This window comes from Variovorax sp. SRS16 (genome assembly GCF_901827165.1).
Lineage (GTDB): Bacteria > Pseudomonadota > Gammaproteobacteria > Burkholderiales > Burkholderiaceae_C > Variovorax.
Map to the genome: position 1 here is coordinate 3634105 of NZ_LR594666.1, position 22250 is coordinate 3656354.

Below are 22250 nucleotides of genomic sequence, written 5' to 3' on the forward strand. Positions count from 1 at the left end.
CGCGCGGCTTCAGCGCGCCGGTTCGATCTGCGTGACCGTGAGGCTGCCGTCAACCATCTCGGCCTTGAAATGGACCTTGTCGCCGACATGCACGGCGTCGAGCATGCCGGGGTCCCTGACCTTGAACATCATCGTCATGCCGGGCATGTCGAGGTTCTTGAGCGGCCCGTGCCTGAGGGTGAGCAGGCCGCGGTCCTTCTCGACCTTGCGGACCTCGCCGTCGCTCAGGTCCGGCGCCTGCGCGTGGGCGATGCCCGCGAGCGCGAGCAAGGTCGCGGCGAGGATCTTCTGGTGAGGTTTCGGCATGAGGACTTTCGACAATGTCCGGCGCGGATCAGGCCGGCGCGAGTGTCAGCCGCACCGTGTGGCGATCGACCGCCACCGCATAGCCGAGATCGTCGGCGAGCGACTGCAACGCGATGACATCGATCGCCAGCTTGCGCGGCGCGCGGTGCGCCTGCTTCATCGGGTCCGCAGCGTCGGAGGCGCCGGGCGCCGCGGTGAAGCGCAATGCGTCGGCACCCTCGGCCTCGACGCGGATGGCGCTGATCTGCGGCGCACTGTCGTGCAGATAGCTCAGCGCGCCGAGGAACATGTAGCGCATGGCGGCGCCGGCAGGAAAGCGCGGCTCGGCCTCTTCGGGCTCGAGTCCGTCACCGACCTGGAGGCCGATGCCGCTGAACTCGAAGGCCGTGCGCATCAGCCCCGTGCACTGCGCCACCAGCGCGCTGCGGGTGATGCCGTCGTCGCTGACCGCGAGCTCCCAGTCGCGCAGCGAGCGCACGCCGCTGACCAGCGCGACGACCTGGTCCTCGACCAGGGCGATGCGCTCTTCCCAGGCCGCCTCGTCGACGGCCGGCGCCGAGGCCTGCCGCTTGAGCATGAGCAGGCCCATGCGGATCACCGACATCGGCGCGGCCATGTCGTGGCGCAGCGCCGGCAGCACGCGCGTGAGCAGCTCGTGACGCACGCCGGCGGCGATCCAGCTGCGGGCCCCGGGGGATGCCTTCATTGCGCGGCGTACGCCGCCAGGATGCGGTCGAGCGTTTCGAAGTCGATCGGCTTTTGCAGGTGGTGGTCGAACAGGCCGGCCTCGGAGGCCTCCGGCGATTCATCGGCCGCGAAGCCCGAGATGGCCACCAGCAACAAGGGCTTGCCCGCGGCGCCGGCACGCAGCCTGCGCGCGACCTCGTGCCCCGGAAAATCGGGCAGCGTGAGATCGATCAGCGCGACGTCGAAGGCCTGCTGCGCGGCCGCATCCATGGCCTGCTGCGCCGTGTAGGCACAACGCGCGCCGTGGTCCTGAAGCGCCAGCAGCTCCTGCAGAAGGTCAGCCGCGGCCTCGTTGTCGTCGACGATCAGTACGTTCACAGCACGTGCCTCGGAAAAAGCCTCAGAGTATCGGAGGCCAAAGCGCGAACGCGCGTAGGCAATTTGCCAATGTTGAAGCGCAGGGCCGATTTCGGTGCGACCCTGGCTGGCTGGCTGGCTGGCTGGCTTGCGCGGCGGCTCGCCATGGATCGGCCTGTTCACGGCATCTCGTGCTTGCGCTGCGCTCACTACACTGGACTGCCGCATCCACAACACCCTGCCCCCGCCATGGAAATCCTCACCCTGGTGACGCTGATCGTCATCGGCGCCTACATCCTCCGGGCCAGAGATCAGAGCCGCCGCATCGCCCTCCTGGGAAGCCATCTCGGCAAGTACCAGATCGAGCGGCTGATGGAAAGTCTGACCGAGGGCTACCTGCGCTGCCTCGGCGAAGACGATCCCGAGCGCCGCACGCAGATATGGCGCCTGCTGAACACGACGGAAGAAGCGCTGGCGACGCAGTTCAACAGCTTCGTCGCGGATTTTTCCCGCCTCGCCGAGGCCGACACGCGCGTCAGCAGGCTCGCCGTGGCCGTCCCCTATGCCGACCGGCTGTTCCCGGCCCTGACCTTCGACGCGCGCCGGGTTTTCGCGATCCATGCCCAGGGCATCGACAGCGCGGCAAAGAACAGCCTGGGCCGGCCACCGAAGAGCAATGCCTTCCTCATGTCGGCCGAGCTGTTCCTCATGCAGCACACCTGCCACTGGTTCTGCCGCTCGAAGACCGTCGCCTCCGCGCGCATGCTGGCCCGGCACAAGACCTCGTATGCGCAGTTGATCGACGCGGTGGCGCCGGAGACGCGCCGGGCCTACTGCGCGTTGATCGGGGCGCACGATGCGCCCTCACGCATGTAAGCTGCAGGTGCTGCTGTCGCGCCGGTGCCCAGGCCCGCCGGCCATGTCCTTGAAGGAGCCGCCCATGCCAGTCGTCTTCCGACCCGCTCATGCCGAGGAACTGGGACGCGCCGAGGAGCTCGTCGTTTCCAGCATCAACGACCTCTGCGAACGGCATGGCTTCGGCCGGATGGCCAGCTTGCGCCCGCCTCATTTCCAGAACTTTTCGCTGCAGGACGATCCGGATGGGCTGTGGGTGGCCGAAGAGGCGGGGCAGATCCTGGGCTTCACCCACAGCTGGGTCTGCGGTGACCTGTGGTTTCTCTCGGAATTGTTCGTGTCTCCGGCTCACCAGGGGCGCGGCATCGGCAATGAGCTACTGACGCGAGCGCTGGCGCATGCGCAAAAGGCGGCCAGCACCCGCAAGGCGCTGATCACATTCACCTTCAACACGGTATCGCAAGGGCTCTATATCCGGCACGGACTGTTCCCGCGGCTTCCGATCTACTTGTTGAAGGTCAATGCACAGACCTTGGCGCTTCATTTGCAAGGCACACAACTTCGCTGCGTTCCGCTCGAAGACACCGCTTCCGATCTGGAGAGCCTTGCCAGGATCGATGCCGGGGCCCTGGGCGTGTCGCGCGAGAAGCATCACAGGTACTTGATCCACGACCACGCGATGCGCGGCGTCATCCTCCATGCAGGCACCGATCGCGTCGGCTATGCCTACGTCAGTGCCGACGGGCATGTCGGGCCACTGGCGGTCACGCATCCCGAGGCTTGCGGCGAGGCGTTCCGGGCCGCGTTGCACCTGGCGGCGCAGAGCGGCGCGCCGAATGTGTCGGCATTCCTTCCCGGCGTCAGCGCGACGCTGGGTGTCGCCATCGCGCATGGGATGCGCATCACGCTTCCGATGGTGCTGATGTCCGCGCAGGCCGTTGGCGACTGGAACCGATACCTGCCTCGCAATCCGGGTTTCATGTGACTTCGGCGGAGTGGGCCGGGCCGTTTTCCATCCAGGACTCGCGCGACCCTGATTGATCTGCAGGCAGGTTTGTCTTAAGATCTATTAAAAATAGATCTTAAGACGCCATGCAAAACCCAGAGCCGCTCCAGACAACGCAGCGTCCGCAGCCGCAGTTGTCGGCGTTTCTCGGCATGGGATTCCGGCCGCTCTATCCGGCCGGCACCTTCTGGGCCGCCGCCTCGATCGGCATCTGGATCTTCGCGCCCCGGCTTGCATCGGGAACGCTGGCAGGACCGGCCTGGCATGCGCACGAAATGCTGTGGGGCTTCGTGGCGACCATGGCGGTGGGCTTCCTGATGACGGCCGGCGCCACGTGGACGGGCATCAACCCGATGCACGGCAAGACCCTGGCCCTGGCGTGCCTGCTCTGGGCGATCGCGCGCATCGGCTTCCTGTGCGCGTCGCCGCTGGGGTTCGTGATCGCTGCGGCCAGCGAACTGACCTTCTTCGCGCTGGCCGCTGCGGCGCTCGGGCGTGCCGTTCACACCGCCAGAAACCGGCGCAACTACGGGATCCCGTGGCTGGTCCTCGCGCTCGGCGCGGCGGACGGCCTCTATTTGCTGGCCGCCTGGCAAGGCGACTATTCGCTGCTGATGCAGCGTTTCGATGCAGGCTTGCTGTGCATGGCCGTCATCGCGCTGCTCATCACACGGCGGGTGATTCCGTTCTTCGCAATGAGAGCCGTCGAAGGACTGAAGATTCCGATGCACGAGCGCAGCGGACAGTGGCAGCTGGCAGCAGGCGCACTGGCCGTGCTGTTCACGCTGCTGCAATGGCATTTCGCGCTGGCACTGGCACTCGCATGCACGGCCTTCCTGTGCGGAGTGCAGTTGCTCGACTGGAAGCCGCTCGCGGTCCGGCGCCGCCCGATTCTCTGGATTCTCTATGTGGGCCATGCATGCCTGGGCATCGGGCTGCTGCTTGCCGCATTGCATTCCCTGGGCTTGATCGAGCGCGCGGCGATTCACGTCCACGTCCTTGCGATCGGCGGCTTTTCCGTGCTCATCGTGGGCATGATGACGCGCACCGCACTGGGCCACCTGGGCCGGCCCCTGGTGCTCGATCGGATGTCGAAGGCATGCTATTGCCTGATGCTGGCGGCATTCGTCCTGCGACTGATCGCGCTGGCGCTGTCGAACGCCAGCTGGGTCGCGCTCCAGCTTGCGGCCGTTGCGTGGATCGGCGCCTTCGCCCTCTATCTGTGGCGCTTCGTGCCGATGATGATTCGGCCCGTCCCCGAACGCGGCGGCCCGGCGAAGGTGCTGATCAAGCGATCGTGACGCCGGGCGCATGGTGGATTCGCATGACCTACGTCGTGACCGAGAGTTGCATCCGGTGCAAGTACACGGACTGTGTGCACGTCTGCCCGACCGACGCGTTTCGCGAAGGCCCGAACTTCCTGGCCATCGAACCCGACGATTGCATCGACTGCGCGCTGTGCGTGGCCGAATGCCCGGTCAACGCGATCTTTGCCGATCGGGACGTCCCGCCCGACCAGGCCCACTTCATCGAACTCAACGTGGAACTGGCGAGCCTCTGGAAGCCCATCGTTCGCAGCAAGGGCGCACTGCCCGACGCGGAAGAATGGGCCCAGGTCAAGACAAAGCTTCACCTGTTGGCGCGGTGACGCCGTGGTTGGCCATCTAGGCGGCGCCGGCGGGACGACCCGAGGCAACGATGCGCCTGGCCCGTTCGACGACGGGCTTGTCGACCATCTTGCCGTCCACGGTCGTCGCGCCGCCCCGGCTGGCCTCGAAGGCGGCGAGCACGTGCTGCGCCCACGCCAGCTCCGCGGGTGTCGGCTCGAAGGCCGCGTTGACCGCGGCAACCTGCCGGGGATGGATGCAGAGCTTGCCGCCGAAACCGAGCTGCCGCGAGCGCAAGGCGTCCGAGCGCATCCGCTCTGCATTGCTCAACTCCAGACTGACACCGTCGATCGGTGCAGCAAGCCCCGCGTGCACGGATTCCAGCGCGATCCGGGTGCGAATGCCTGTCATCGCCTCGCCCTCGTCCGCGATGCCACTTTCGACGGCGAAATCCACGCTTCCGAACGCCAGCCGCACCAGGCCCGGAGTCTTTGCAAATTGCCGCAGGTCCAGGTACGCGGACACGGTTTCGATCAGCGCGATGAGCGGCCGGCCGGGCAATGCACGGGCCGTGCGCGCGAGCGAGTCGCCATCGGCCTTGGCCAGCATCAGGCTGGCACCCGATGCCGACTGGAGCATGCGCAGGTCATCGTCGTACCAGCCGGTGTCCGCGGCATTGATGCGAACGATTGCGTGGCGTCCCGCAGCAAGCCAAGCGCCCACGGTTTCGCGCGCGGAAGCCTTGGCGTCGGGCGCGACGGCGTCCTCCAGATCGAGGATCACTGCGTGCGCACCGCTCGCCATGGCCTTGTCGAAACGCTCCGGCCGATCGCCTGGAACGAACAGCAGGCTGCGCGCGACGCGATCCATCGGGGCCTCGGTCGAAGACGACATCTCGCGAATTCGTGATCCGGCAGAAGCGCCGCTGTCCATGGATTGCGTGGTCGTGATGGCGTCCTTCAAGAAGCATTCCTTTCGTTCTTCGTTGGATGGTAGATGAGTTTGCTCGCAGGACGACCTCTCGTGCCTCGAGGTCCGCGCGCTGCCAGCGCCTTGCGCTCTCGCAGGTGCGGGTGCGGGTCCGATGCAATGTAGGGAAAATTTCGAGGGGAAAGCCCAGAAACGACAAGGCCCTCAGAGGTTTCCCTCTGAAGGCCGAAGTTCTGGCGGAGTGGACGGGACTCGAACCCGCGACCCCCGGCGTGACAGGCCGGTATTCTAACCAACTGAACTACCACTCCTGGTAGACAACGTTCGCTCCGATTGGAGCCAAGTGCTGTGACTTGTGCCCGCTTCACCTTGCAGTGAAAACTGGCGACCCTACGGGGATTCGAACCCCGGTAGCCACCGTGAAAGGGTGGTGTCCTAGGCCTCTAGACGATAGGGTCAAAACCTTAGGAACCGCGCTGCGATCAGCGCTTGTTCTTCTCGACGCCCTGATGGTGGAGGTAAGCGGGATCGAACCGCTGACCTCTTGCATGCCATGCAAGCGCTCTCCCAGCTGAGCTATACCCCCTCGGGTGTCGAGCCTCGAATTATAGCCTGAGAAATCAGGCTGTTTTCAAACGTGCCAACACTGTTTCACGAGAAAACAGCGCGAGCACCGCATCGAGCGATGGCGTCTGCGGCGTTCCCATCACGAGCACGCGCACCGGCATCGCGAGCACAGGCATCTTGAAGCCATGCGCCGCGAGCACTTCCTTGATGGCGGCTGCGATGCCGGCCTTGTCCCATGCGACGCCCGCGAGCTTGTCCGCCAGCATGGCGATCGCGGGGCGCACCGCGTCGGTCAGGTGCTGCGCGCGATCGGCTTCGCTTGGCGCCACGTCGGCGTAGAAGGCCGCGGCCCAGTTCGCGAGCGCGACCGTGGTGTCGCAGCGATCCTTGAAGAGTCCGCAGATCGCGGGCAGCCGCTCGTCGGCGGCGATGCCGCGCTGCTGCAGTTGCGCTGCGACCAGCGGCGCCAGCGCATCGTCGGCCATCGCCTTCAGATGCTGCGCATTGACCCAGCGCAGCTTCGCCTCATCGAACTGCGCCGCACTGCGGCCCAGATGATCGAGGTTGAACCACTCGATGAACTGAGCGCGCGTGAAGATCTCGTCGTCGCCGTGGCTCCAGCCGAGACGCGCGAGGTAGTTGACCATCGCATCGGGCAAATAGCCTTCGTCACGGAACTGCGTGACGGGCTTGGCGCCGGTGCGCTTGCTCAGCTTCTCGCCCTGCTCGTTCAGCACCGTGGGCAGGTGCGCGTAGACCGGCGGCTCCTTGCCGAGCGCGCGGAAGATGTTGATCTGGCGCGGCGTGTTGTTCACGTGGTCGTCACCGCGGATCACGTGCGTGATGGCCATGTCGATGTCGTCGACCACGACGCAGAAGTTGTAGGTCGGCGTACCGTCGGGGCGCGCGATCACGAGATCGTCGAGCTCGTCGTTGCTGACCTCGATGCGGCCCTTGACCTTGTCGTCCCACGCCACCGCGCCGCCCTGCGGATTGCGAAAGCGCAGCACCGGCTGCACGCCCGGCGGTACTGGCGGCAGCGTCTTGCCGGGCTCGGGGCGCCAGGTGCCGTCGTAGCGCGGCTTCTGCTTGGCCACCATCTGCCGCTCGCGCAACGCGTCGAGTTCGGCCACGCTCATGTAGCAGGGGTAGACCTGGCCCGCGGCCTGCAACTCGGCCAGCACCATCTTGTAGCGGTCCATGCGCTGCATCTGGTAGTACGGGCCCTCGTCATGATCGAGGCCGAGCCACTGCATGCCTTCGAGGATCACGTCGACCGCCGCCTGCGTGGAACGCTCGACGTCGGTGTCCTCGATGCGCAGGATGAAGTCGCCGCCGGTGGAGCGCGCGAAGGCCCATGGGTAGAGCGCCGAGCGGATGTTGCCGAGGTGGATGAAGCCGGTCGGCGAGGGAGCGAAACGGGTGCGGGTCTTCTGTGATGTCATGCGAGGGTGCCGAGGCCGCGCAACAAGTCGGCCTTGATGTCGTCGATATGGTCGAGCCCGACCGCGACGCGGATCAGGCCCTGACCGATGCCGGCCGCCTGCCGCTGCGCTTCGGACAGGCGCCCGTGCGAGGTGGTGGCCGGATGGGTGATGGTGGTCTTGGTGTCGCCGAGGTTGGCGGTGATGCTCAGCACACGCGTGCTGTCGATCACGTGGAAGGCGTTGGCGCGCGCGGTCTCGGGCGTGTCGTCGGACGGCGCGCCGCGCACGTCGAAGGACACGACCGCGCCGCCCTGCCCCGCCTGCTGGCGCATGGCCAGTTCGTGCTGCGGGTGCGAGGGCAAGCCGGGGTAGTGGACACGACCCACGCCGGGCTGCGTCTCGAGCCATTGCGCGAGCGCGAGCGCATGGGTGCAATGGGCCTGCATGCGGATGCCCAGCGTTTCGAGCCCCTTCAGCACGACCCACGCATTGAAGGGCGACAAGGCCATGCCCGCGGTGCGGACCACGGTGGCGAACACGTCGATCAGCTTCTGCGGGCCGCAGATCGCGCCCGCCAGCACACGACCCTGGCCATCGAGGTACTTGGTGCCCGAATGGATGACGAGGTCGGCGCCCCACTCGGTCGGCCGCTGCAGGGCCGGCGAGCAGAAGCAGTTGTCGACCGCCAGCAGCGCGCCCGCGTCGTGCGCCACGTCCGCCAGCGCGCGGATGTCGCACACGTCGGTCAGCGGATTGGTCGGCGTCTCGGCGAAGAGCAGCCTGGTGGTCGGCCGCACCGCGGCCTTCCATTCGGCGACGTCGGTCTGCGAGACGAAGGTCGTCTCGACGCCGAACTTGCCGAACTCGCGGCCGATCAGGTTGAGCGTGGAGCCGAACACCGAGCGCGAGCACACGACGTGGTCGCCCGCCTTGAGCAGGCCCATGCACATCATCAGGATCGCGCCCATCCCGCTCGATGCGCCGACGGCGGCCTCGGTGCCTTCGAGCGCGGCAAGGCGGCGCTCGAAACTGCTCACGGTCGGGTTCGAGGTTCGCGTGTACGTAAAGCCTTCCTCGGTACCGGCGAAGCGGCGCGCCGAGGTCTCGGCATCGGGCTGCACGAAGCTGCTCGACAGGAACAGCGCCTCGGAGTTCTCGCCGTACTGGCTGCGGTCGAGCGCGGTGCGCACCGCGAGGGTGTCGCGGTGCAGGCCGGCGGGCAGGGATCGGTCGGTCACGGGTGGTTCGACTTTCAACTCAGGTTGGGCAGCGCGAGGCGCGACGAGTCTTCCTCGTTCTCCTCGATGCGCGGGCGGTTGCCGTTCATGCGTGTGATGGCTTCGGTATCGATGTCGCCGGTCACGTAGACGCCGTCGAAGCACGAGGCATCGAAGCCGTCGAGCTTGAGCGCCGGCGCGCTCGGCGCGGCCTTCAGGATCGCGCGCTTCATGCCCTCGACGTCCTGGTAGATCAGCGCGTCGCAGCCGATCAGCTGGCGGATCTCCTCGATGCTGCGGTCGTGCGCCACCAGCTCGTCCTTGGTCGGCATGTCGATGCCGTAGACGTTCGGAAAGCGCACCGGCGGCGCGGCGCTGGCGAGATAGACCTTGCGCGCGCCCGCATCGCGCGCCATCTGCACGATCTCGCGGCTGGTGGTGCCGCGCACGATCGAGTCGTCGACCAGCAGCACGTTGCGGCCCTTGAATTCGCTCGCGATCACGTTGAGCTTCTGGCGCACCGACTTCTTGCGCACGCCCTGGCCCGGCATGATGAAGGTGCGGCCCACGTAGCGGTTCTTGACGAAGCCTTCGCGATAGGGGATGCCGAGCAGGTGCGCCAGCTGCGTCGCGCTCGGCCGGCTCGATTCGGGGATCGGGATGATCACGTCGATGTCGCTCGGCGGCACCGTCGACACCACGCGCTTGGCCAGCGTCTCGCCGAGATTCAGGCGCGCCTGGTAGACCGAGATGCCGTCGAGCACCGAGTCGGGCCGCGCGAGGTAGACGAACTCGAAAATGCAGGGGTTGAGCGTCGGCGCCTCGGCGCACTGCTCGGCATGCACCTGGCCCTGCAGGTCGATGAACACCGCCTCGCCCGGCGCGATGTTGCGTTCGAACACGTGGCCCGAGCCTTCGAGCGCCACCGATTCGCTCGCCACCATCACCGTGCCGTCGGCGTTGCGTCCCATGGCCAGCGGGCGGATGCCGTAGGGGTCGCGGAATGCGAGCAGGCCGTGCCCGGCGATCAGCGCCACGACCGCATAGGAGCCGCGCAGCCGGCGATGCACGTGGCGCACCGCTTCGAACACCGTCGCCGAGTTGAGCTGGCCGCCGCGTGTCGCCTGATCGAGCTCATGCGCGAGCACGTTGAGCAGCACCTCGGAATCGCTTTCGGTGTTGGTGTGCCGATGGTCGGTGGAGAACAGCTCGGCACGCAACGCATGCGCATTGGTGAGGTTGCCGTTGTGCACGAGCACGATGCCGAAGGGCGCGTTGACGTAGAAGGGCTGCGCCTCTTCCTCGCTGTAGGCATTGCCCGCGGTGGGGTAGCGCACCTGGCCCAGGCCGATATCGCCCGGCAGGCCCCGCATGTTGCGGGTGCGGAACACGTCCCGCACCATGCCCTTGGCCTTGTGCATGAAGAACTTGCGTTCGAGCAGCGTGACGATGCCGGCCGCATCCTGGCCGCGATGCTGCAACAGCAGCAGCGCGTCGTAGAGCAGCTGATTGACGGGGGCGCTGCTGACAACGCCGACGATTCCACACATGAACGTTTCCTCTCAGGGCAGGTAGCTTGCCAACTTTTCAGGCAGCGCGGGTTTCAGGCCCTGCAATGCCGCATCGAGAACAATGGCGCTGCGCGATTCGCGCCACCAGACGCTGTCGCTCAGGACCAGCAAATGAACCACGACCGCCAGCGCCAGCAGCGCGACCGCACCGCGCGCCAGGCCGAAGGCCGCACCCAGCAGACGATCCACCGGCCGAAGCCCGATCACCGTGACCAGTTTGCGAACCAGCGAGGCCACCAGCCCCACACCGAACGCGACGCCCACGAACACCAGCACGAAACCCGCCGCATAGCGCCATGTGGCCGCCGGATCGCCGAACGGCAGCCAGCGCGCCACATCCTCCGCAAACCACTGCGCGCACAGGAACGCGACCACCCAGCCCGCCAGCGAGATCACCTCGAACACCAGCCCTCGCACCAGGCCCAGCAGCATCGAGATCACCAGCAGCGCAACGGCGATCCAGTCGAGCGGTGCCACGTCAGCCAGCGGTGACTACAAGCTGAGGACGGCCGCGGGCAATGACAAGCCCTTGACGCGCCCCGCCGCGCGGTCGGCCTCGGCGCGCGAGCCGAAGGGACCGACACGCACACGCGTGCGCTCGCCGCCGGCCGTCTTCGTGACGGTGGTGAAGGTCTTGAGCCCCGCCTTCTCGAGCTTTTGCCGCACCTCGCGCGCCTTGTCGGCGTCGGCGAAGGCGCCGACCTGGACCACGAAGCGGCCAGAGTCCTCGGCCGCAGCGGCCGGCTTGGCAGCGGCGACCACGGTCGGGGCGCTCTTGCCTTCGAGCAGCGCGCGCGCCCGGCTTGCATCGTCGGCAGGCGAAGGCTTGGCGGGGGCCGGCTTGGGTTCGGGCTTCGACTCGGCCTTGGCTTCCGCTTTCGTCTTGGCTTCGGCCTTGGGCTCGGGCTTGGGATGCGGCTTGGTTTCGGGGGCGGGTGCGGACTCGGACTTCCCGTCGGGTGCCGGGAGCGAGGGCTTGTCGGGCGCGATCTCGGCGCCGTCGGCCGACTCCGTGATCATGTCGGGGCTGCTGCTGCGCGATGCGGCCGCCACGCGCGTGCTCGGCTCGGCGGCCTTGCCGGCATCGCTGCCGGGGGTCGGCGCCGGCGTCGATGCCGCAGCGGGTGCCGGCGCCGGTGTCGCAGGCAAGGGCAGCGGCTTGACCTTGGCCCGGTCGGGGATCTCGATCGGAATGTCGACCGCAATGGGACGCGGCTGGGTGTCGAACAGCAAGGGGAAGCCGATCACACCGACCAGCACCAGCACCGCGGCGCCCAGCAGCCTGTGGCGCGCGCGCCGGCGCATGGCCTCGATGCTCTCTGCCGGCGCCGAAGCGACGCTCGTGTTTCGCCCTTCGTTGCCCTGCGGACCGCGGGTGCGGAACTTGAAGAACGCCATGAAATTCGTTTTCCTGAGGGAGTACAGCGTGAGGTGGAAAAGGCGCCGGCAATCAGGCGGATCAGGAGCCGGACGACAGGTGCCTGGCGCGCAGACGGGGTGTTCCGTTTTCGAGCACGCCACCCACTGTGAAGAACGATCCGAAGACGACGATTCTATCAGCGGGGTTCGCCTGCTCGATGGCCGCCCGGAGCGCCGCCATCGGTGCCGCGTGCACGCTGCCCGAGGCATCGGCGCGCGTGTTCTGCGCCTGCCAGCGGGCGAGCAAGTCGGCGGCCTGCGCGGCCCGCGCAGTCGGCAGATCGGTGAAGTACCAGCGGTCGATCATCGGCCCGATGCGCGCGAACATCGGCGCCAGGTCCTTGTCGGCCATCACGCCGAAGACCGCGTGGGTGGTCGGATAGAAACCCATGGCATCGAGGTTCTCGGCCAGCGCCGCGACCGCATGCGGGTTGTGCGCCACGTCGAGCACCAGCACGGGCTCGCCCGGGACGATCTGGAAGCGCCCCGGCAGCTCGACCATCGCGAGGCCGGTGCGAATCGCCTGGGCAGTGACAGGCAAACGCGGGCGCAGCGATTCGAGCGCCGCCAGCACGCCGGCCGCATTGATCAGCTGGTTGGCGCCGCGCAGGGCCGGATAGGCCAGGCCGCTGTAGCGCCGTCCGCGGCCGCTCCAGCCCCATTGCTGCTTGTCGCCCGTCACGTTGAAATCGCGGCCCACGCGCCAGAGGTCGGCGCCGATGGCCTCGGCGTGGTCGATCACGCTCTGCGGCGGCATCGGGTCGCTGACGATCGCGGGCCGGCCGGCGCGCAGGATGCCGGCCTTCTCGAAGCCGATGCTCTCGCGATCGGGGCCGAGGAAATCCATGTGGTCGAGGTCGATGCTGGTGATCACCGCGCAATCGGCATCGATGATGTTGACCGCGTCCAGCCGGCCGCCGAGGCCGACTTCGAGAATGGCCACATCGGGCTTGCTCGCCGCCATGCACAGCAGAATGGACAGCGTCGTGAATTCGAAATACGTCAGCGCGACATCGCCGCGGCCGGCTTCCACTGTCTCGAAATGCCGCGCCAGTTCGACGCCGTCGACCGCCTCGCCCGCGAGCCGCAGCCGCTCCTCGAAGCGCACCAGGTGCGGCGAGGTGAACACCGCGGTGCGGTAGCCCGCACGCATGAGGATCGATTCGAGCATCGCGCAGGTCGAGCCCTTGCCGTTGGTGCCGGCCACGGTGATCACCGGACAATCGAAGGCAAGGCCGAGGCGCGCGGCCACGGCGCGGACGCGGTCGAGCCCCAGCTCGATGCTCTTGGGATGCAGGTGCTCGGCGTGCGCCAGCCAGTCGACAAGGGTTTTCATGGAGGCCGGCATTGTCGCCGACGCACGGCGCGGGCATCATCGCCGCATGACGACTCTCTATGGCATCACGAACTGCGACACGGTGAAACGCGCCCGCGCCTGGCTCGACGAACAGGGCGTGGCCTACCGTTATCACGACTTCAAGAAGGACGGCGTGCCCGAGGCCGAACTCGACCGATGGCTGGATGCGCCGGGCTGGGAAGCATTGGTCAACCGCCGCGGCACCACCTGGCGTCGACTTGACGACCCGACCCGCGCGGCGGTCGTCGATCGTGCATCGGCGCGCACGGTGCTGCTGGCCAACCCGAGTCTCATCAAGCGACCGGTGGTCAACTGGGGCCCGAAGGCCGGCGTTACGACTGGATTCGACGCCACGCAGTGGAAAGGCTACGCTGTGTAAAGGGCCGGAACCCGACCCGAGCGGACTCATCCAACCCGTTCAGCGGCGTACGCGCCCCCTCAAGGAGTTCTGACATGAGCAAGAAGATCGTTCGCAACATTCTGGGCCTTTCGCTTCTCGCGGCACTGGCCGGCGTCGCCACCATGGCGCAGGCCCAGCAAGTGATGGCCCGCGTCATCTCGGCCAGGCCGGTGGAAGAAGCCCCCGGCGTCACCCGCTATTCCGTGACCTACGAATACGCAGGCCGCCAGTACACGATCCACACCGACACCCGCCCGGGCGCCAGCATCCCGATCGAGGTCAACAACTACGGCGTCACCACCTCGCCCGTGGCGCCGCAACCGCAGCTGGTACCCGGCGGCGGACAGCCGCAGCAAGCCTGGAACGACGTGCAGCCGGAGCCCGGCGTCGTGGTGTCGGGCGACCAGGCGCCCGGCTACGCGCAGCCCGCACCGGCCTACTACCCCGCGCCGGTGGTTGTCCAGCCGGCCTACGCCTACGGCTACGCGCCCTATCCCTACATCTATCCGCCCATCGGGCTGTCGCTGAACCTCGGCTACTCGCGCGGCTGGGGCGGCGGCTGGCACGGCGGCCGCTGGCGCTGAGCGGCGCCTCGGGCCGGAGGGCCGGCCGGCAAGCCTAAAATCACGGGCTTTCCAACCATCGCACGGAGCGTCCGGCAACGGCGCGCTGCCGGTTGCCGACCGCAACCGGCGCCAGGCCCTCCTTCTTTCCAATGAGCACAACCGAATCCCTCCACAGCGTCGCGGTGTCGACCAAGGCCAACGTCTACTTCGACGGCAAATGCGTGAGCCACAGCCTCACGCTCGCCGACGGCACGAAGAAATCGGTTGGCGTGATCCTGCCTTCCACCTTGACCTTCAACACCGGCGCGCCCGAGCTGATGGAAGGCACGGGCGGCCGCTGCGAATACAAGCTGGCCGGCAGCGATGCATGGGTGGCCTCGGGCGCCGGCGAAAAATTCAGCGTGCCCGGCAACTCGAGCTTCCAGATCCGGGTGAGCGGCGAGCCCTACAGCTACATCTGCCACTTCGGCTGAACCGGGATCCGAGCATGTCCACCATCCTCCAGAACGTACCCGCCGGCCAGAAGGTCGGCATCGCCTTTTCGGGCGGCCTCGACACCAGCGCCGCGCTGCACTGGATGCGCAACAAGGGCGCCATCCCCTACGCCTACACCGCCAACCTCGGCCAGCCCGACGAGCCCGACTACGACGAGATCCCGCGCAAGGCGATGCTCTACGGCGCCGAGAAGGCGCGCCTGATCGATTGCCGCACCCAGCTCGCCGCCGAAGGCCTGGCTGCGCTGCAGGCCGGCGCCTTCCACGTGACCACGGCCGGCGTCACCTACTTCAACACCACGCCGCTCGGGCGCGCGGTCACCGGCACCATGCTGGTGTCGGCGATGAAGGAAGACGACGTCCACATCTGGGGCGACGGCAGCACCTACAAGGGCAACGACATCGAGCGCTTCTACCGCTACGGCCTGCTCACCAACCCGGCGCTGAAGATCTACAAGCCCTGGCTCGACCAGACCTTCATCGACGAACTGGGCGGCCGCGCCGAGATGTCCGCGTTCATGCAGAAGGCCGGCTTCGCCTACAAGATGTCGGCCGAGAAGGCCTACTCGACCGACTCCAACATGCTCGGCGCCACGCACGAGGCGAAAGACCTCGAGCACCTCGACAGCGGCATGAAGATCGTCCAGCCCATCATGGGCGTGGCGTTCTGGAAGGACGAAGTCGAAGTCAAGCGCGAAGAGGTCACGGTGCGCTTCGTCGAGGGCCGTCCGGTCGCGATCAACGGCGTCGAGTACGCCAGCCTGGTCGACCTGATCCTCGAAGCCAACCGCATCGGCGGCCGCCACGGCCTGGGCATGAGCGACCAGATCGAGAACCGCATCATCGAGGCCAAGAGCCGCGGCATCTACGAAGCCCCGGGCCTGGCGCTGTTGTTCATCGCCTACGAGCGGCTGGTCACCGGCATCCACAACGAGGACACGATCGAGCAGTACCGCGACCACGGCCGACGCCTGGGCCGTCTGCTCTACCAGGGACGCTGGTTCGATCCGCAGGCCATCATGCTGCGCGAGACCGCCCAGCGCTGGGTCGCGCGCGCGATCACCGGCGAGGTCAGCGTCGAGCTGCGCCGCGGCAACGACTACTCGATCCTGAACACCGTCTCGCCCAACCTCACCTACAAGCCCGAGCGGCTGAGCATGGAAAAGGTCGAGGGCGCGTTCACGCCGCTGGACCGCATCGGCCAGCTGACGATGCGCAACCTCGACATCGTCGACACGCGCGACAAGCTGGCGATCTATACGGCGACGGGCCTGCTGTCATCGACCCAAGGCGCTTCGCTGCCTCAGCTGAAAAACGACAACAAGGATTGACCAGGCAGGGTCAGACCACCACAGGCTCGGGCTCCAACCGGATGCCGAAGCGCTCGTAGACGCTGGTCTGGATGGCCTTGGCCAGCGTCATCACCTCGCCGCCGGTGACCGGGTCGGCGGCACCGCCGCGGTTCACCAGCACGAGCGCCTGCCGCTCGTAGACACCCGCATTGCCGACCGACTTGCCCTTCCAGCCGCAGGCATCGATCAGCCAGCCCGCGGCCAGCTTGATGCTGCCGTCGGCCATCGGGTAATGAACGATCTTCGGATCGCGCGCGATGATGTCGGCGCACTGCTCCGGCGTCACCGTCGGATTCTTGAAGAAGCTGCCGGCATTGCCGAGCACCCGCCAGTCGGGCAGCTTGGCGCGGCGGATCGCGCAGACCCAGTCGAAGATCTCCATCGCGCTCGGCGTGAAGTTGCCCGTCTCGGCCATCTTGCGTTCGAGGTCGAGGTAGCCCAGCACCGGCTTCCACGGCCGCGGCAGGCGCAAACGCACGCGCGTGATCAACGCCCGCCCCGCGAGCCCGAAGTCGTTGCCGCCGCTGGCCGCGTGCTTGAACACCGAGTCGCGGTAGCCGAAGGCGCACTGCGCAGCGTCGAGCGTGAAGCCGCGGCCGGTGTCGAGGTCGATCGCGTCGAGCGATTCGAAGCGGTCCTGCAGCTCGACGCCATAAGCGCCGATGTTCTGCACCGGCGAGCCGCCCACCGTGCCGGGAATCAGCGCCAGGTTCTCCAGGCCGGGAAAGCCCTGATCGAGCGTCCAGCGCACCGTGTCGTGCCAGTTCTCGCCGGCGCCGGCCTCGACGATCCAGGCGCGCGGGGTGGTGTCGACCAGCCTCAGGCCCTTGATCTCGACCTTCAGCACCAGCGGCCGGACGTCACCGGTCAGCACGATGTTGCTGCCGCCGCCAAGCACGAACTTCGGCGCGTCGCGCCACTGCGCATCCGCACGCAGCGCGGCCACGTCAGCCTCGCCGGTGATGCGAACCAGATGCTGCGCGCGCGCGACGATGCCGAAGCTGTTGTGCTGCTGCAGCGGTACGTTGTGCTCCACGATCATGGGAGAATTGTCGCATTCGCACGCCGCGCCGCATCGCGCGCAGCGCAATTCAACCCGTTGCCGCCGGAGCCTTCATGCCGTCTTTCGACACCGTTTGTGAACCCAACCTGCCCGAGGTGAAGAACGCGGTCGAGAACACCGCCAAGGAAATCGCGACGCGCTTCGACTTCAAGGGCACGGCCGCCGCCGTCGAGCTCAAGGACAAGGAAATCACCCTGACGGGCGATGCCGAATTCCAGCTGGTGCAGGTCGAGGACATCCTGCGCAGCAAGCTCACCAAACGCAGCGTCGACGTGCGCTTTCTCGACAAGGGCGCGGTCCAGAAGATCGGCGGCGACAAGGTCAAGCAAGTGATCAAGGTCAAGAGCGGCATCGAGAACGAGCAGGCCAAGAAGATCACCCGGCTGCTCAAGGACAGCAAGCTCAAGGTGCAGGCCGCGATCCAGGGCGACGCGGTGCGCGTGACGGGTGCCAAGCGCGATGACCTGCAGGCGGCGATGGCGCTGATCAAGAAGGACGTGCCCGACACGCCGCTGTCGTTCAACAACTTCCGGGACTAGGCCCGTCATGAAGCCGGTCCTTTCGGCATGGCTGCTGGCTGCAGCCTGCACGTTCGCGCACGCGCAATCCGTCATGCTGACCGGCACGATCGGCAGCCGCGCGATCCTCATCGTCAACGGCGGTGCACCCAAGACCGTGGCGGTCGGCGAGACCTACCAGGGCGTCAAGCTGCTGGCCCTGCAGGCCGAGCAGGCCACCGTCGAATCCGGCGGCAAGCGCGTCGCGCTGCGCATGGACACGCCGGTCAGCATCGGTGGCAGTGGCGGCAGTGGCGGCGGGACCCGCATCGTGCTGCCGGCGTCGAGCGGCGGCCATTTCACCACGCAGGGCGCCATCAACGGCCGGGCGGTCAGCTTCATGGTCGATACCGGCGCCACCACCGTCGCGATGTCGGCTGCCGACGCACAGCGCATCGGGCTCGACTACAGCAAGGGCCAGCCCATCCGCGTGAACACCGCCAACGGCGTGGCGCCGGGCTATCGCGTGCGGCTCGATTCGGTGCGCGTCGGCGATGTCGAGGTCTATGACATCGAGGCCATCGTCTCGCAGCAGCCGATGCCGTATGTGCTGCTCGGCAACAGTTTCATCAGCCACTTCTCGATGCGGCGCGACGCCGATCAGATGGTGCTCGAGAAGCGGTACTAGGCTCGCCCCCAGGCTAGGCGCACTTCGTGTCGCTTCGCCTTCCCCCTACCGGGGGCAACACCGGCGGACCGGCCAAGCCGGATCCGCGGTGTTCCTGGCATCGGGAGCACGTGGTCAACGACGGGCTCGATGTTCAAGCCATTGCCGCCGTCACCACGATCTCGATCTTGTAAGCCTTGTTCGCCATCGCCGCCTGCACCGTCGCGCGCGGCGGCGTGTGGCCGGCCGGGATCCATGCGTCCCAGACCTCGTTCATCGCGCCGATGTCCGCGATGTCGGCCAGGAAGATCTGCGTCATCAGGATGCGCGACTTGTCGCTGCCGGCCTCGGCCAGCAGGCGGTCGACCATCGCCAGCACCTGCGCGGTCTGGCCGCGGATGTCCTGCGAGGTGTCGTCGGGCACCTGGCCCGCAAGGTAGATCGTGCCGTTGTGAACGGCGGTTTCGCTCAGGCGCGGCCCGACGTGAAAGCGCTGGATGGATGCCATGGTCATTCCTTCTTTGTCGAGCCGAGTCTCGATTCGGTGCCGGCCGCAAGCCGGCGGATGTTGGCGCGGTGGCGCCAGATCAGGAGCAGGCTGATGACGATCAGCGCCAGCAGCACCGTGCGGTTCAGCGGCCAGGCGATGCCGCCGCCCAGCAGATAGTAGGCCGGCGCGAAGAAGGCGGCCACGATCGAGGCCAGCGACGAGTAGCGAAAGAAGACCGCGATGATCAGCCAGGTGGTGCCGGTCGCGAGCCCCAGCAGCCACTCGATCCCGATCAATGCACCGGCCGCGGTGGCCACGCCCTTGCCGCCCTTGAAGCCGAAGAACACCGGATAGAGGTGCCCGAGGAAAGCTGCAAGCCCGCCCAGCGCCGCGGTGTCCGGCCCCAGGTCGAAGCGGCCGCCGAAGTGCTGGATCGCGAACACCGGCAGCCAGCCCTTGAGCGCGTCGAGCAGCAGCGTCGCGAGCGCGGCGCCCTTGCGGCCCGAGCGCAGCACGTTGGTCGCACCGGGGTTGCCGCTGCCGTAGCTGCGCGGATCGGCCATGCCGAGCGACTTGCTGACGATGACGGCGAAAGAGAGCGATCCCAGCAGGTAGGACAGGACGATCGCGACGATCGAAGGAAGATGAAAACTCACGTTGTCTCCAGGCGCGCCGGACAGGCCATGCGCCGCTGAACCGGCGGGCTATTCTGCCAGCGCGCAGTGAACAGGCTGGGCGTCGAGCAGCTTCACGCAGACCTGCGGGTCGAGGCCCACGAGGTAGCCGCGCCGCCCGCCGTTGATCGCGATCCTCGGCAGTTCGAGGATCGTGGCCTCGACATACACCGGCATCGCGCGCCGCGTGCCGAAGGGCGAGGTGCCGCCGACCAGGTAGCCGCTGTGCCGATTCGCCGCCTCCGGCCTGCACGGCTCCACCGACTTGGCGCCGATCTGCCGCGCGAGGTTCTTGGTCGATACCGTGCGGTTGCCGTGCATCAGCACGATCAGGGGCCTGGCGTCCTGGTCCTGCATCACCAGCGTCTTGACTACCGTGAAGGGGTCGAGCCCGAGCACGGCGGCGCTGTGCTGCGCGCCGCCATGCTCGAGGTACTCGTAGGGATGCTCGGTGAATGCGATGCCGTTCGCCTTCAGCATCTGCGTGGCGGGCGTTTCGCTGACGTGGGTCTTGCGGCTGCTCATGAGAAGCGAGGACTGCCGCCGCCGCCGGGCCGTCCCAAGGCGAGCCGCGCCTCCCCCTTGGGGGGTGGCGAAGCACACGAAGTGGCAAGCCGGAGGGCTGACATCAGAAAGCGGGGTCGTGCATCTCGAGGCGCAGCTGGTCGATCTCGGCCAGAACTTCCGGCGGCAGGGTGGCCCCCCAGCTGTCGATGCTCTCGTCGAGCTGGGCGACCGAGGTGACGCCGAGGATGGTGCTCGCGACCTGCCACTTGCTGTTGCAGAAGGCCAGCGCGAACTTGGTCGGCGTCATGCCGTGCTCGCGCGCCAGCTGGTTGTAGCGCCGCGCCGCCGCCAGCGAGCCGGGCCGGCCCCAGCGCTGCTTGCGCACCGACTCGTAGAGGGTGATGCGCGCGCCGGCAGGCGCACCGGGCCCCGTGCTTCCGCCGGCGTCGTACTTGCCGGTCAGCAGGCCGTAGCCCAGCGGCGAGTAGGCCAGCAGCGAGACGCCGAGCCGGTGCATGGTTTCGTCCAGGCCGTTCTCGACCGTGCGATTGAGCAGGTTGTAGACGTTCTGCACCGTGGCCACGCGCGGCAGTCGATGCTCCTCGGCCAGCCGCACGAACTCGTGCACGCCGTAGGGCGTCTCGTTGGACAGGCCGATGGCGCGCACCTTGCCTGCCTCGACCAGCTTCGCCAATGCTTCGAGTTGCTCGCGGATCGGCGTGCGCGACGTTTCCTTGCACGGGTCGTAGTACAGGTTGCCGAAGGCCGGCACGTGCCGCTCCGGCCAATGGATCTGGTAGAGGTCGATCACGTCGGTCTGCAGCCGCCGCAGGCTGTTCTCGCACGAGGCGACGATGTCCTCGGCCGTCATGCCGCTGCCTTGGCGCACCCAGTCCATGCCGCGCGACGGGCCTGCGACCTTGGTGGCCAGCACCGTCTTCGCCCGCATGCCCGGATGCTTCGCGAACCAGTTGCCGATGATGGATTCGGTCGCACCGAAGGTTTCCTTGCGGGTCGGCACCGCATACATCTCGGCGGTGTCGATGAAATCCACGCCGCGCTCGAACGAGCGGTTCAGGATCGCGTGCGCAGTGGGTTCGTCCACTTGCTCGCCGAAGGTCATGGTGCCGAGGCAGATCGGGGTGACGTAGAGGTCGCTGTGGCCAAGCCGGATTTTTTTCATGGGCGAAATGCTAACGCGCCCGGCCGTCCGCCGCTGCCGAGTCACCCCGGAGGCAGGCCCGCCGTCGGGCGCTGCTTATCATCGGCCGCATGTACCAAGCCTTGCGCCCCTCCCGCAGCGAGTTCGTTCCCGTGCGCAACCTGCGCTATCACGTGCGCCTCTGGGGCGAGCCCTCGCCGGCGCGGCCGCCGCTGGTGCTGCTGCACGGCTGGATGGATGTCGCGGCCTCGTGGCAGTTCGTGGTCGACGCGCTGGCCGAGGCGCGCTGGGTGCTCGCGCCCGACTGGCGCGGCTTCGGCCTCACCGACGGCGGCGGCGTCGACAACTACTGGATGCCCGACTACCTGGCCGACCTCGACTGGCTGCTCGACCACTATGCGGGCGATACGCCGATCGACCTCGTCGGCCACAGCATGGGCGGCAACATCGCGATGCAGTATTCGGGCGTGCGTCCGCGGCGCGTGCGCCGGCTGGTCAACCTCGAAGGCTTCGGCATGGCGCCGCTGCGGGCCGACGAAGCGCCTGCGCGCTTCGGCAAGTGGATCGACCAGCTCAAGCGCCTGCACCGCGGCGAGATGGGACTCGCGACCTACCCCGAGGCCGGCGGCGTGGCCCGGCGCCTGATGAAGACCAACCCGCGCCTCACGCAGGACAAGGCCGACTGGCTCGCGGCCCACTGGTCGGTCGCCAGGCGTCAGCCCGATGGCCGCGAGGCCTGGGAAATCCTCGGCGATCCGGCGCACAAGATCATCAACGCCAACCTGTTCCGCGTCGACGAGACGCTCGCGCTCTATGCCTGCATCGCCGCGCCGCTGCTGGCCGTGGAAGCCTCGGACGACAGCCTCGGCCGCTGGTGGAAAGGCGGCTACACGCTGGCCGACTACCACGAGCGCCTGAAGACAGTGCCCGACGCGCGCGTCGCATGCGTCGAGGACGCCGGGCACATGCTCCACCACGACCAGCCCGCGCGCGTGGCGGCGCTGATCGACGCCTTCCTCGCCGGTTGAGCCGGTTCGCGCGGCCTTCTCCGACAAGCAAAGGATCACGGGTC

The 22250-nt window shown here is 67.5% G+C and carries 26 protein-coding genes and 3 tRNA genes; 11 read left to right on the plus strand and 18 right to left on the minus strand.

All coding sequences use genetic code 11. The features are described 5' to 3' along the window. Nucleotides 1-9 precede the first annotated feature (9 nt). From E5P2_RS17595 to E5P2_RS17605, 3 genes are read right to left on the minus strand one after another with little or no spacing between them, the layout of a single operon-like run. Entirely contained in the window at nt 10-306 is a 297-nt protein-coding gene (locus tag E5P2_RS17595) for a copper-binding protein (RefSeq protein WP_162568400.1), read from the minus strand. 28 nt (nt 307-334) lie between these two features. Next, the gene (locus E5P2_RS17600) at nt 335-1012 is read right to left on the minus strand and encodes a hypothetical protein (RefSeq protein ID WP_162568401.1); all 678 of its coding nucleotides are present in this window, start codon (nt 1010-1012) and stop codon (nt 335-337) included. Then, nucleotides 1009-1371, minus strand: coding sequence for a response regulator (locus tag E5P2_RS17605; RefSeq protein ID WP_162593395.1), 363 nt, complete (start codon nt 1369-1371; stop codon nt 1009-1011). Before E5P2_RS17605 ends, E5P2_RS17600 begins: the two co-directional genes overlap by 4 nt. 228 nt (nt 1372-1599) lie before the next feature. On the opposite strand from E5P2_RS17605, the gene E5P2_RS17610 reads away from it, so the two are divergent. The 4 genes from E5P2_RS17610 to fdxA all read left to right on the plus strand — a co-directional run bounded on the left by E5P2_RS17610 (nt 1600) and on the right by fdxA (nt 4859). After that, nucleotides 1600-2226 carry a hypothetical protein gene (locus E5P2_RS17610; RefSeq protein ID WP_162568403.1) on the plus strand — a complete coding sequence of 209 codons (627 nt, stop codon included), beginning with the start codon at nt 1600-1602 and terminating at the stop codon, nt 2224-2226. A 43-nt stretch (nt 2227-2269) separates the two neighbouring features. Continuing rightward, nucleotides 2270-3190, plus strand: coding sequence for a GNAT family N-acetyltransferase (locus tag E5P2_RS17615; protein ID WP_232080735.1), 921 nt, complete (start codon nt 2270-2272; stop codon nt 3188-3190). 107 nt (nt 3191-3297) lie between these two features. Beyond that, a complete protein-coding gene (locus E5P2_RS17620; protein WP_162568404.1) occupies nt 3298-4512 on the plus strand; it encodes an NnrS family protein in 1215 nt (404 codons plus the stop codon). A gap of 23 nt (nt 4513-4535) precedes the next feature. Beyond that, complete coding sequence (gene fdxA, locus E5P2_RS17625) at nt 4536-4859, plus strand: ferredoxin FdxA (protein ID WP_162568405.1); 324 nt, start codon at nt 4536-4538, stop codon at nt 4857-4859. A gap of 16 nt (nt 4860-4875) precedes the next feature. Here fdxA and E5P2_RS17630 read toward each other — a convergent pair whose 3' ends face one another. The 10 genes from E5P2_RS17630 to folC form a co-directional block, all read right to left on the minus strand. Further along, nucleotides 4876-5751, minus strand: a complete 876-nt coding sequence (locus E5P2_RS17630; RefSeq protein ID WP_232080736.1) for an HpcH/HpaI aldolase/citrate lyase family protein — start codon at nt 5749-5751, stop codon at nt 4876-4878. 231 nt (nt 5752-5982) lie between these two features. Further along, nucleotides 5983-6059 (minus strand) — tRNA-Asp (locus E5P2_RS17635). A gap of 71 nt (nt 6060-6130) precedes the next feature. Further along, nucleotides 6131-6206: transfer RNA gene (locus E5P2_RS17640), tRNA-Glu, on the minus strand. A gap of 52 nt (nt 6207-6258) precedes the next feature. Continuing rightward, nucleotides 6259-6334, minus strand: a tRNA-Ala gene (locus E5P2_RS17645). Between the two features lie 34 nt (nt 6335-6368). Next, nucleotides 6369-7760 carry a glutamate--tRNA ligase gene (gene gltX / locus E5P2_RS17650; protein WP_162568406.1) on the minus strand — a complete coding sequence of 464 codons (1392 nt, stop codon included), beginning with the start codon at nt 7758-7760 and terminating at the stop codon, nt 6369-6371. Further along, complete coding sequence (locus tag E5P2_RS17655) at nt 7757-8980, minus strand: O-succinylhomoserine sulfhydrylase (protein ID WP_162568407.1); 1224 nt, start codon at nt 8978-8980, stop codon at nt 7757-7759. The genes gltX and E5P2_RS17655 overlap by 4 nt, the downstream gene beginning before the upstream one ends. 14 nt (nt 8981-8994) lie before the next feature. Further along, entirely contained in the window at nt 8995-10509 is a 1515-nt protein-coding gene (purF, locus tag E5P2_RS17660) for an amidophosphoribosyltransferase (protein ID WP_162568408.1), read from the minus strand. Between the two features lie 12 nt (nt 10510-10521). Continuing rightward, nucleotides 10522-11007, minus strand: a complete 486-nt coding sequence (locus E5P2_RS17665) for a CvpA family protein (protein WP_162568409.1) — start codon at nt 11005-11007, stop codon at nt 10522-10524. Nucleotides 11008-11022: 15 nt separating this feature from the next. Beyond that, nucleotides 11023-11928, minus strand: coding sequence for an SPOR domain-containing protein (locus E5P2_RS17670; RefSeq protein WP_162568410.1), 906 nt, complete (start codon nt 11926-11928; stop codon nt 11023-11025). A gap of 61 nt (nt 11929-11989) precedes the next feature. After that, entirely contained in the window at nt 11990-13297 is a 1308-nt protein-coding gene (gene folC, locus E5P2_RS17675; RefSeq protein WP_162568411.1) for a bifunctional tetrahydrofolate synthase/dihydrofolate synthase, read from the minus strand. A 34-nt stretch (nt 13298-13331) separates the two neighbouring features. Between folC and E5P2_RS17680 the strand changes: the two genes are divergently transcribed. The 4 genes from E5P2_RS17680 to argG all read left to right on the plus strand — a co-directional run bounded on the left by E5P2_RS17680 (nt 13332) and on the right by argG (nt 16097). Continuing rightward, on the plus strand, nt 13332-13685 hold the full coding sequence (locus E5P2_RS17680; protein ID WP_162568412.1) for an ArsC family reductase: 354 nt from the start codon (nt 13332-13334) through the stop codon (nt 13683-13685). 74 nt (nt 13686-13759) lie between these two features. Further along, nucleotides 13760-14290: a hypothetical protein gene (locus E5P2_RS17685; RefSeq protein WP_162568413.1), complete on the plus strand. Its 531-nt coding sequence runs from the start codon at nt 13760-13762 to the stop codon at nt 14288-14290. A 131-nt stretch (nt 14291-14421) separates the two neighbouring features. Continuing rightward, a complete protein-coding gene (gene ppnP, locus E5P2_RS17690) occupies nt 14422-14745 on the plus strand; it encodes a pyrimidine/purine nucleoside phosphorylase (protein WP_162568414.1) in 324 nt (107 codons plus the stop codon). A 14-nt stretch (nt 14746-14759) separates the two neighbouring features. Then, the gene (argG, locus tag E5P2_RS17695) at nt 14760-16097 is read left to right on the plus strand and encodes an argininosuccinate synthase (protein ID WP_162568415.1); all 1338 of its coding nucleotides are present in this window, start codon (nt 14760-14762) and stop codon (nt 16095-16097) included. Between the two features lie 10 nt (nt 16098-16107). Here argG and murB read toward each other — a convergent pair whose 3' ends face one another. Next, nucleotides 16108-17160 (minus strand): UDP-N-acetylmuramate dehydrogenase, encoded by a 1053-nt coding sequence (murB, locus tag E5P2_RS17700; RefSeq protein ID WP_162568416.1) that lies wholly within the window; start codon nt 17158-17160, stop codon nt 16108-16110. Nucleotides 17161-17234: 74 nt separating this feature from the next. Between murB and E5P2_RS17705 the strand changes: the two genes are divergently transcribed. Then, on the plus strand, nt 17235-17720 hold the full coding sequence (locus E5P2_RS17705; protein ID WP_162568417.1) for a YajQ family cyclic di-GMP-binding protein: 486 nt from the start codon (nt 17235-17237) through the stop codon (nt 17718-17720). A gap of 7 nt (nt 17721-17727) precedes the next feature. Next, nucleotides 17728-18366, plus strand: coding sequence for a retropepsin-like aspartic protease family protein (locus E5P2_RS17710; RefSeq protein WP_162568418.1), 639 nt, complete (start codon nt 17728-17730; stop codon nt 18364-18366). A gap of 133 nt (nt 18367-18499) precedes the next feature. On the opposite strand, the gene E5P2_RS17715 is transcribed toward E5P2_RS17710, so the two are convergent. The 4 genes from E5P2_RS17715 to E5P2_RS17730 form a co-directional block, all read right to left on the minus strand. Then, a complete protein-coding gene (locus E5P2_RS17715) occupies nt 18500-18853 on the minus strand; it encodes a RidA family protein (protein ID WP_162568419.1) in 354 nt (117 codons plus the stop codon). Nucleotides 18854-18855: 2 nt separating this feature from the next. Further along, nucleotides 18856-19491 (minus strand): glycerol-3-phosphate 1-O-acyltransferase PlsY, encoded by a 636-nt coding sequence (gene plsY, locus E5P2_RS17720; protein ID WP_162568420.1) that lies wholly within the window; start codon nt 19489-19491, stop codon nt 18856-18858. Between the two features lie 48 nt (nt 19492-19539). Continuing rightward, nucleotides 19540-20034 carry an aminoacyl-tRNA deacylase gene (locus tag E5P2_RS17725; RefSeq protein WP_162568421.1) on the minus strand — a complete coding sequence of 165 codons (495 nt, stop codon included), beginning with the start codon at nt 20032-20034 and terminating at the stop codon, nt 19540-19542. A gap of 103 nt (nt 20035-20137) precedes the next feature. Continuing rightward, nucleotides 20138-21199: an aldo/keto reductase gene (locus E5P2_RS17730; RefSeq protein WP_162568422.1), complete on the minus strand. Its 1062-nt coding sequence runs from the start codon at nt 21197-21199 to the stop codon at nt 20138-20140. Nucleotides 21200-21288: 89 nt separating this feature from the next. Between E5P2_RS17730 and E5P2_RS17735 the strand changes: the two genes are divergently transcribed. Continuing rightward, nucleotides 21289-22206, plus strand: coding sequence for an alpha/beta fold hydrolase (locus E5P2_RS17735; protein ID WP_162568423.1), 918 nt, complete (start codon nt 21289-21291; stop codon nt 22204-22206). The last annotated feature ends 44 nt before the right edge of the window (nt 22207-22250 follow it).

What these genes read in the sequence shown, in the direction of transcription:
- E5P2_RS17630 (WP_232080736.1), bottom strand. Translation starts at nt 5,751, where the DNA reads ATGGACAGCGGCGCTTCTGCCGGATCACGAATTCGCGAGATGTCGTCT.
- E5P2_RS17705 (WP_162568417.1), top strand. Translation starts at nt 17,235, where the DNA reads ATGCCGTCTTTCGACACCGTTTGTGAACCCAACCTGCCCGAGGTGAAG.
- E5P2_RS17670 (WP_162568410.1), bottom strand. Translation starts at nt 11,928, where the DNA reads ATGGCGTTCTTCAAGTTCCGCACCCGCGGTCCGCAGGGCAACGAAGGG.
- E5P2_RS17685 (WP_162568413.1), top strand. Translation starts at nt 13,760, where the DNA reads ATGAGCAAGAAGATCGTTCGCAACATTCTGGGCCTTTCGCTTCTCGCG.
- gltX (WP_162568406.1), bottom strand. Translation starts at nt 7,760, where the DNA reads ATGACATCACAGAAGACCCGCACCCGTTTCGCTCCCTCGCCGACCGGC.
- argG (WP_162568415.1), top strand. Translation starts at nt 14,760, where the DNA reads ATGTCCACCATCCTCCAGAACGTACCCGCCGGCCAGAAGGTCGGCATC.
- fdxA (WP_162568405.1), top strand. Translation starts at nt 4,536, where the DNA reads ATGACCTACGTCGTGACCGAGAGTTGCATCCGGTGCAAGTACACGGAC.
- E5P2_RS17725 (WP_162568421.1), bottom strand. Translation starts at nt 20,034, where the DNA reads ATGAGCAGCCGCAAGACCCACGTCAGCGAAACGCCCGCCACGCAGATG.
- E5P2_RS17620 (WP_162568404.1), top strand. Translation starts at nt 3,298, where the DNA reads ATGCAAAACCCAGAGCCGCTCCAGACAACGCAGCGTCCGCAGCCGCAG.
- E5P2_RS17730 (WP_162568422.1), bottom strand. Translation starts at nt 21,199, where the DNA reads ATGAAAAAAATCCGGCTTGGCCACAGCGACCTCTACGTCACCCCGATC.
- purF (WP_162568408.1), bottom strand. Translation starts at nt 10,509, where the DNA reads ATGTGTGGAATCGTCGGCGTTGTCAGCAGCGCCCCCGTCAATCAGCTG.
- E5P2_RS17715 (WP_162568419.1), bottom strand. Translation starts at nt 18,853, where the DNA reads ATGGCATCCATCCAGCGCTTTCACGTCGGGCCGCGCCTGAGCGAAACC.
- E5P2_RS17610 (WP_162568403.1), top strand. Translation starts at nt 1,600, where the DNA reads ATGGAAATCCTCACCCTGGTGACGCTGATCGTCATCGGCGCCTACATC.
- murB (WP_162568416.1), bottom strand. Translation starts at nt 17,160, where the DNA reads ATGATCGTGGAGCACAACGTACCGCTGCAGCAGCACAACAGCTTCGGC.
- folC (WP_162568411.1), bottom strand. Translation starts at nt 13,297, where the DNA reads ATGCCGGCCTCCATGAAAACCCTTGTCGACTGGCTGGCGCACGCCGAG.
- E5P2_RS17735 (WP_162568423.1), top strand. Translation starts at nt 21,289, where the DNA reads ATGTACCAAGCCTTGCGCCCCTCCCGCAGCGAGTTCGTTCCCGTGCGC.
- E5P2_RS17710 (WP_162568418.1), top strand. Translation starts at nt 17,728, where the DNA reads ATGAAGCCGGTCCTTTCGGCATGGCTGCTGGCTGCAGCCTGCACGTTC.
- E5P2_RS17595 (WP_162568400.1), bottom strand. Translation starts at nt 306, where the DNA reads ATGCCGAAACCTCACCAGAAGATCCTCGCCGCGACCTTGCTCGCGCTC.
- E5P2_RS17680 (WP_162568412.1), top strand. Translation starts at nt 13,332, where the DNA reads ATGACGACTCTCTATGGCATCACGAACTGCGACACGGTGAAACGCGCC.
- ppnP (WP_162568414.1), top strand. Translation starts at nt 14,422, where the DNA reads ATGAGCACAACCGAATCCCTCCACAGCGTCGCGGTGTCGACCAAGGCC.
- E5P2_RS17600 (WP_162568401.1), bottom strand. Translation starts at nt 1,012, where the DNA reads ATGAAGGCATCCCCCGGGGCCCGCAGCTGGATCGCCGCCGGCGTGCGT.
- E5P2_RS17615 (WP_232080735.1), top strand. Translation starts at nt 2,270, where the DNA reads ATGTCCTTGAAGGAGCCGCCCATGCCAGTCGTCTTCCGACCCGCTCAT.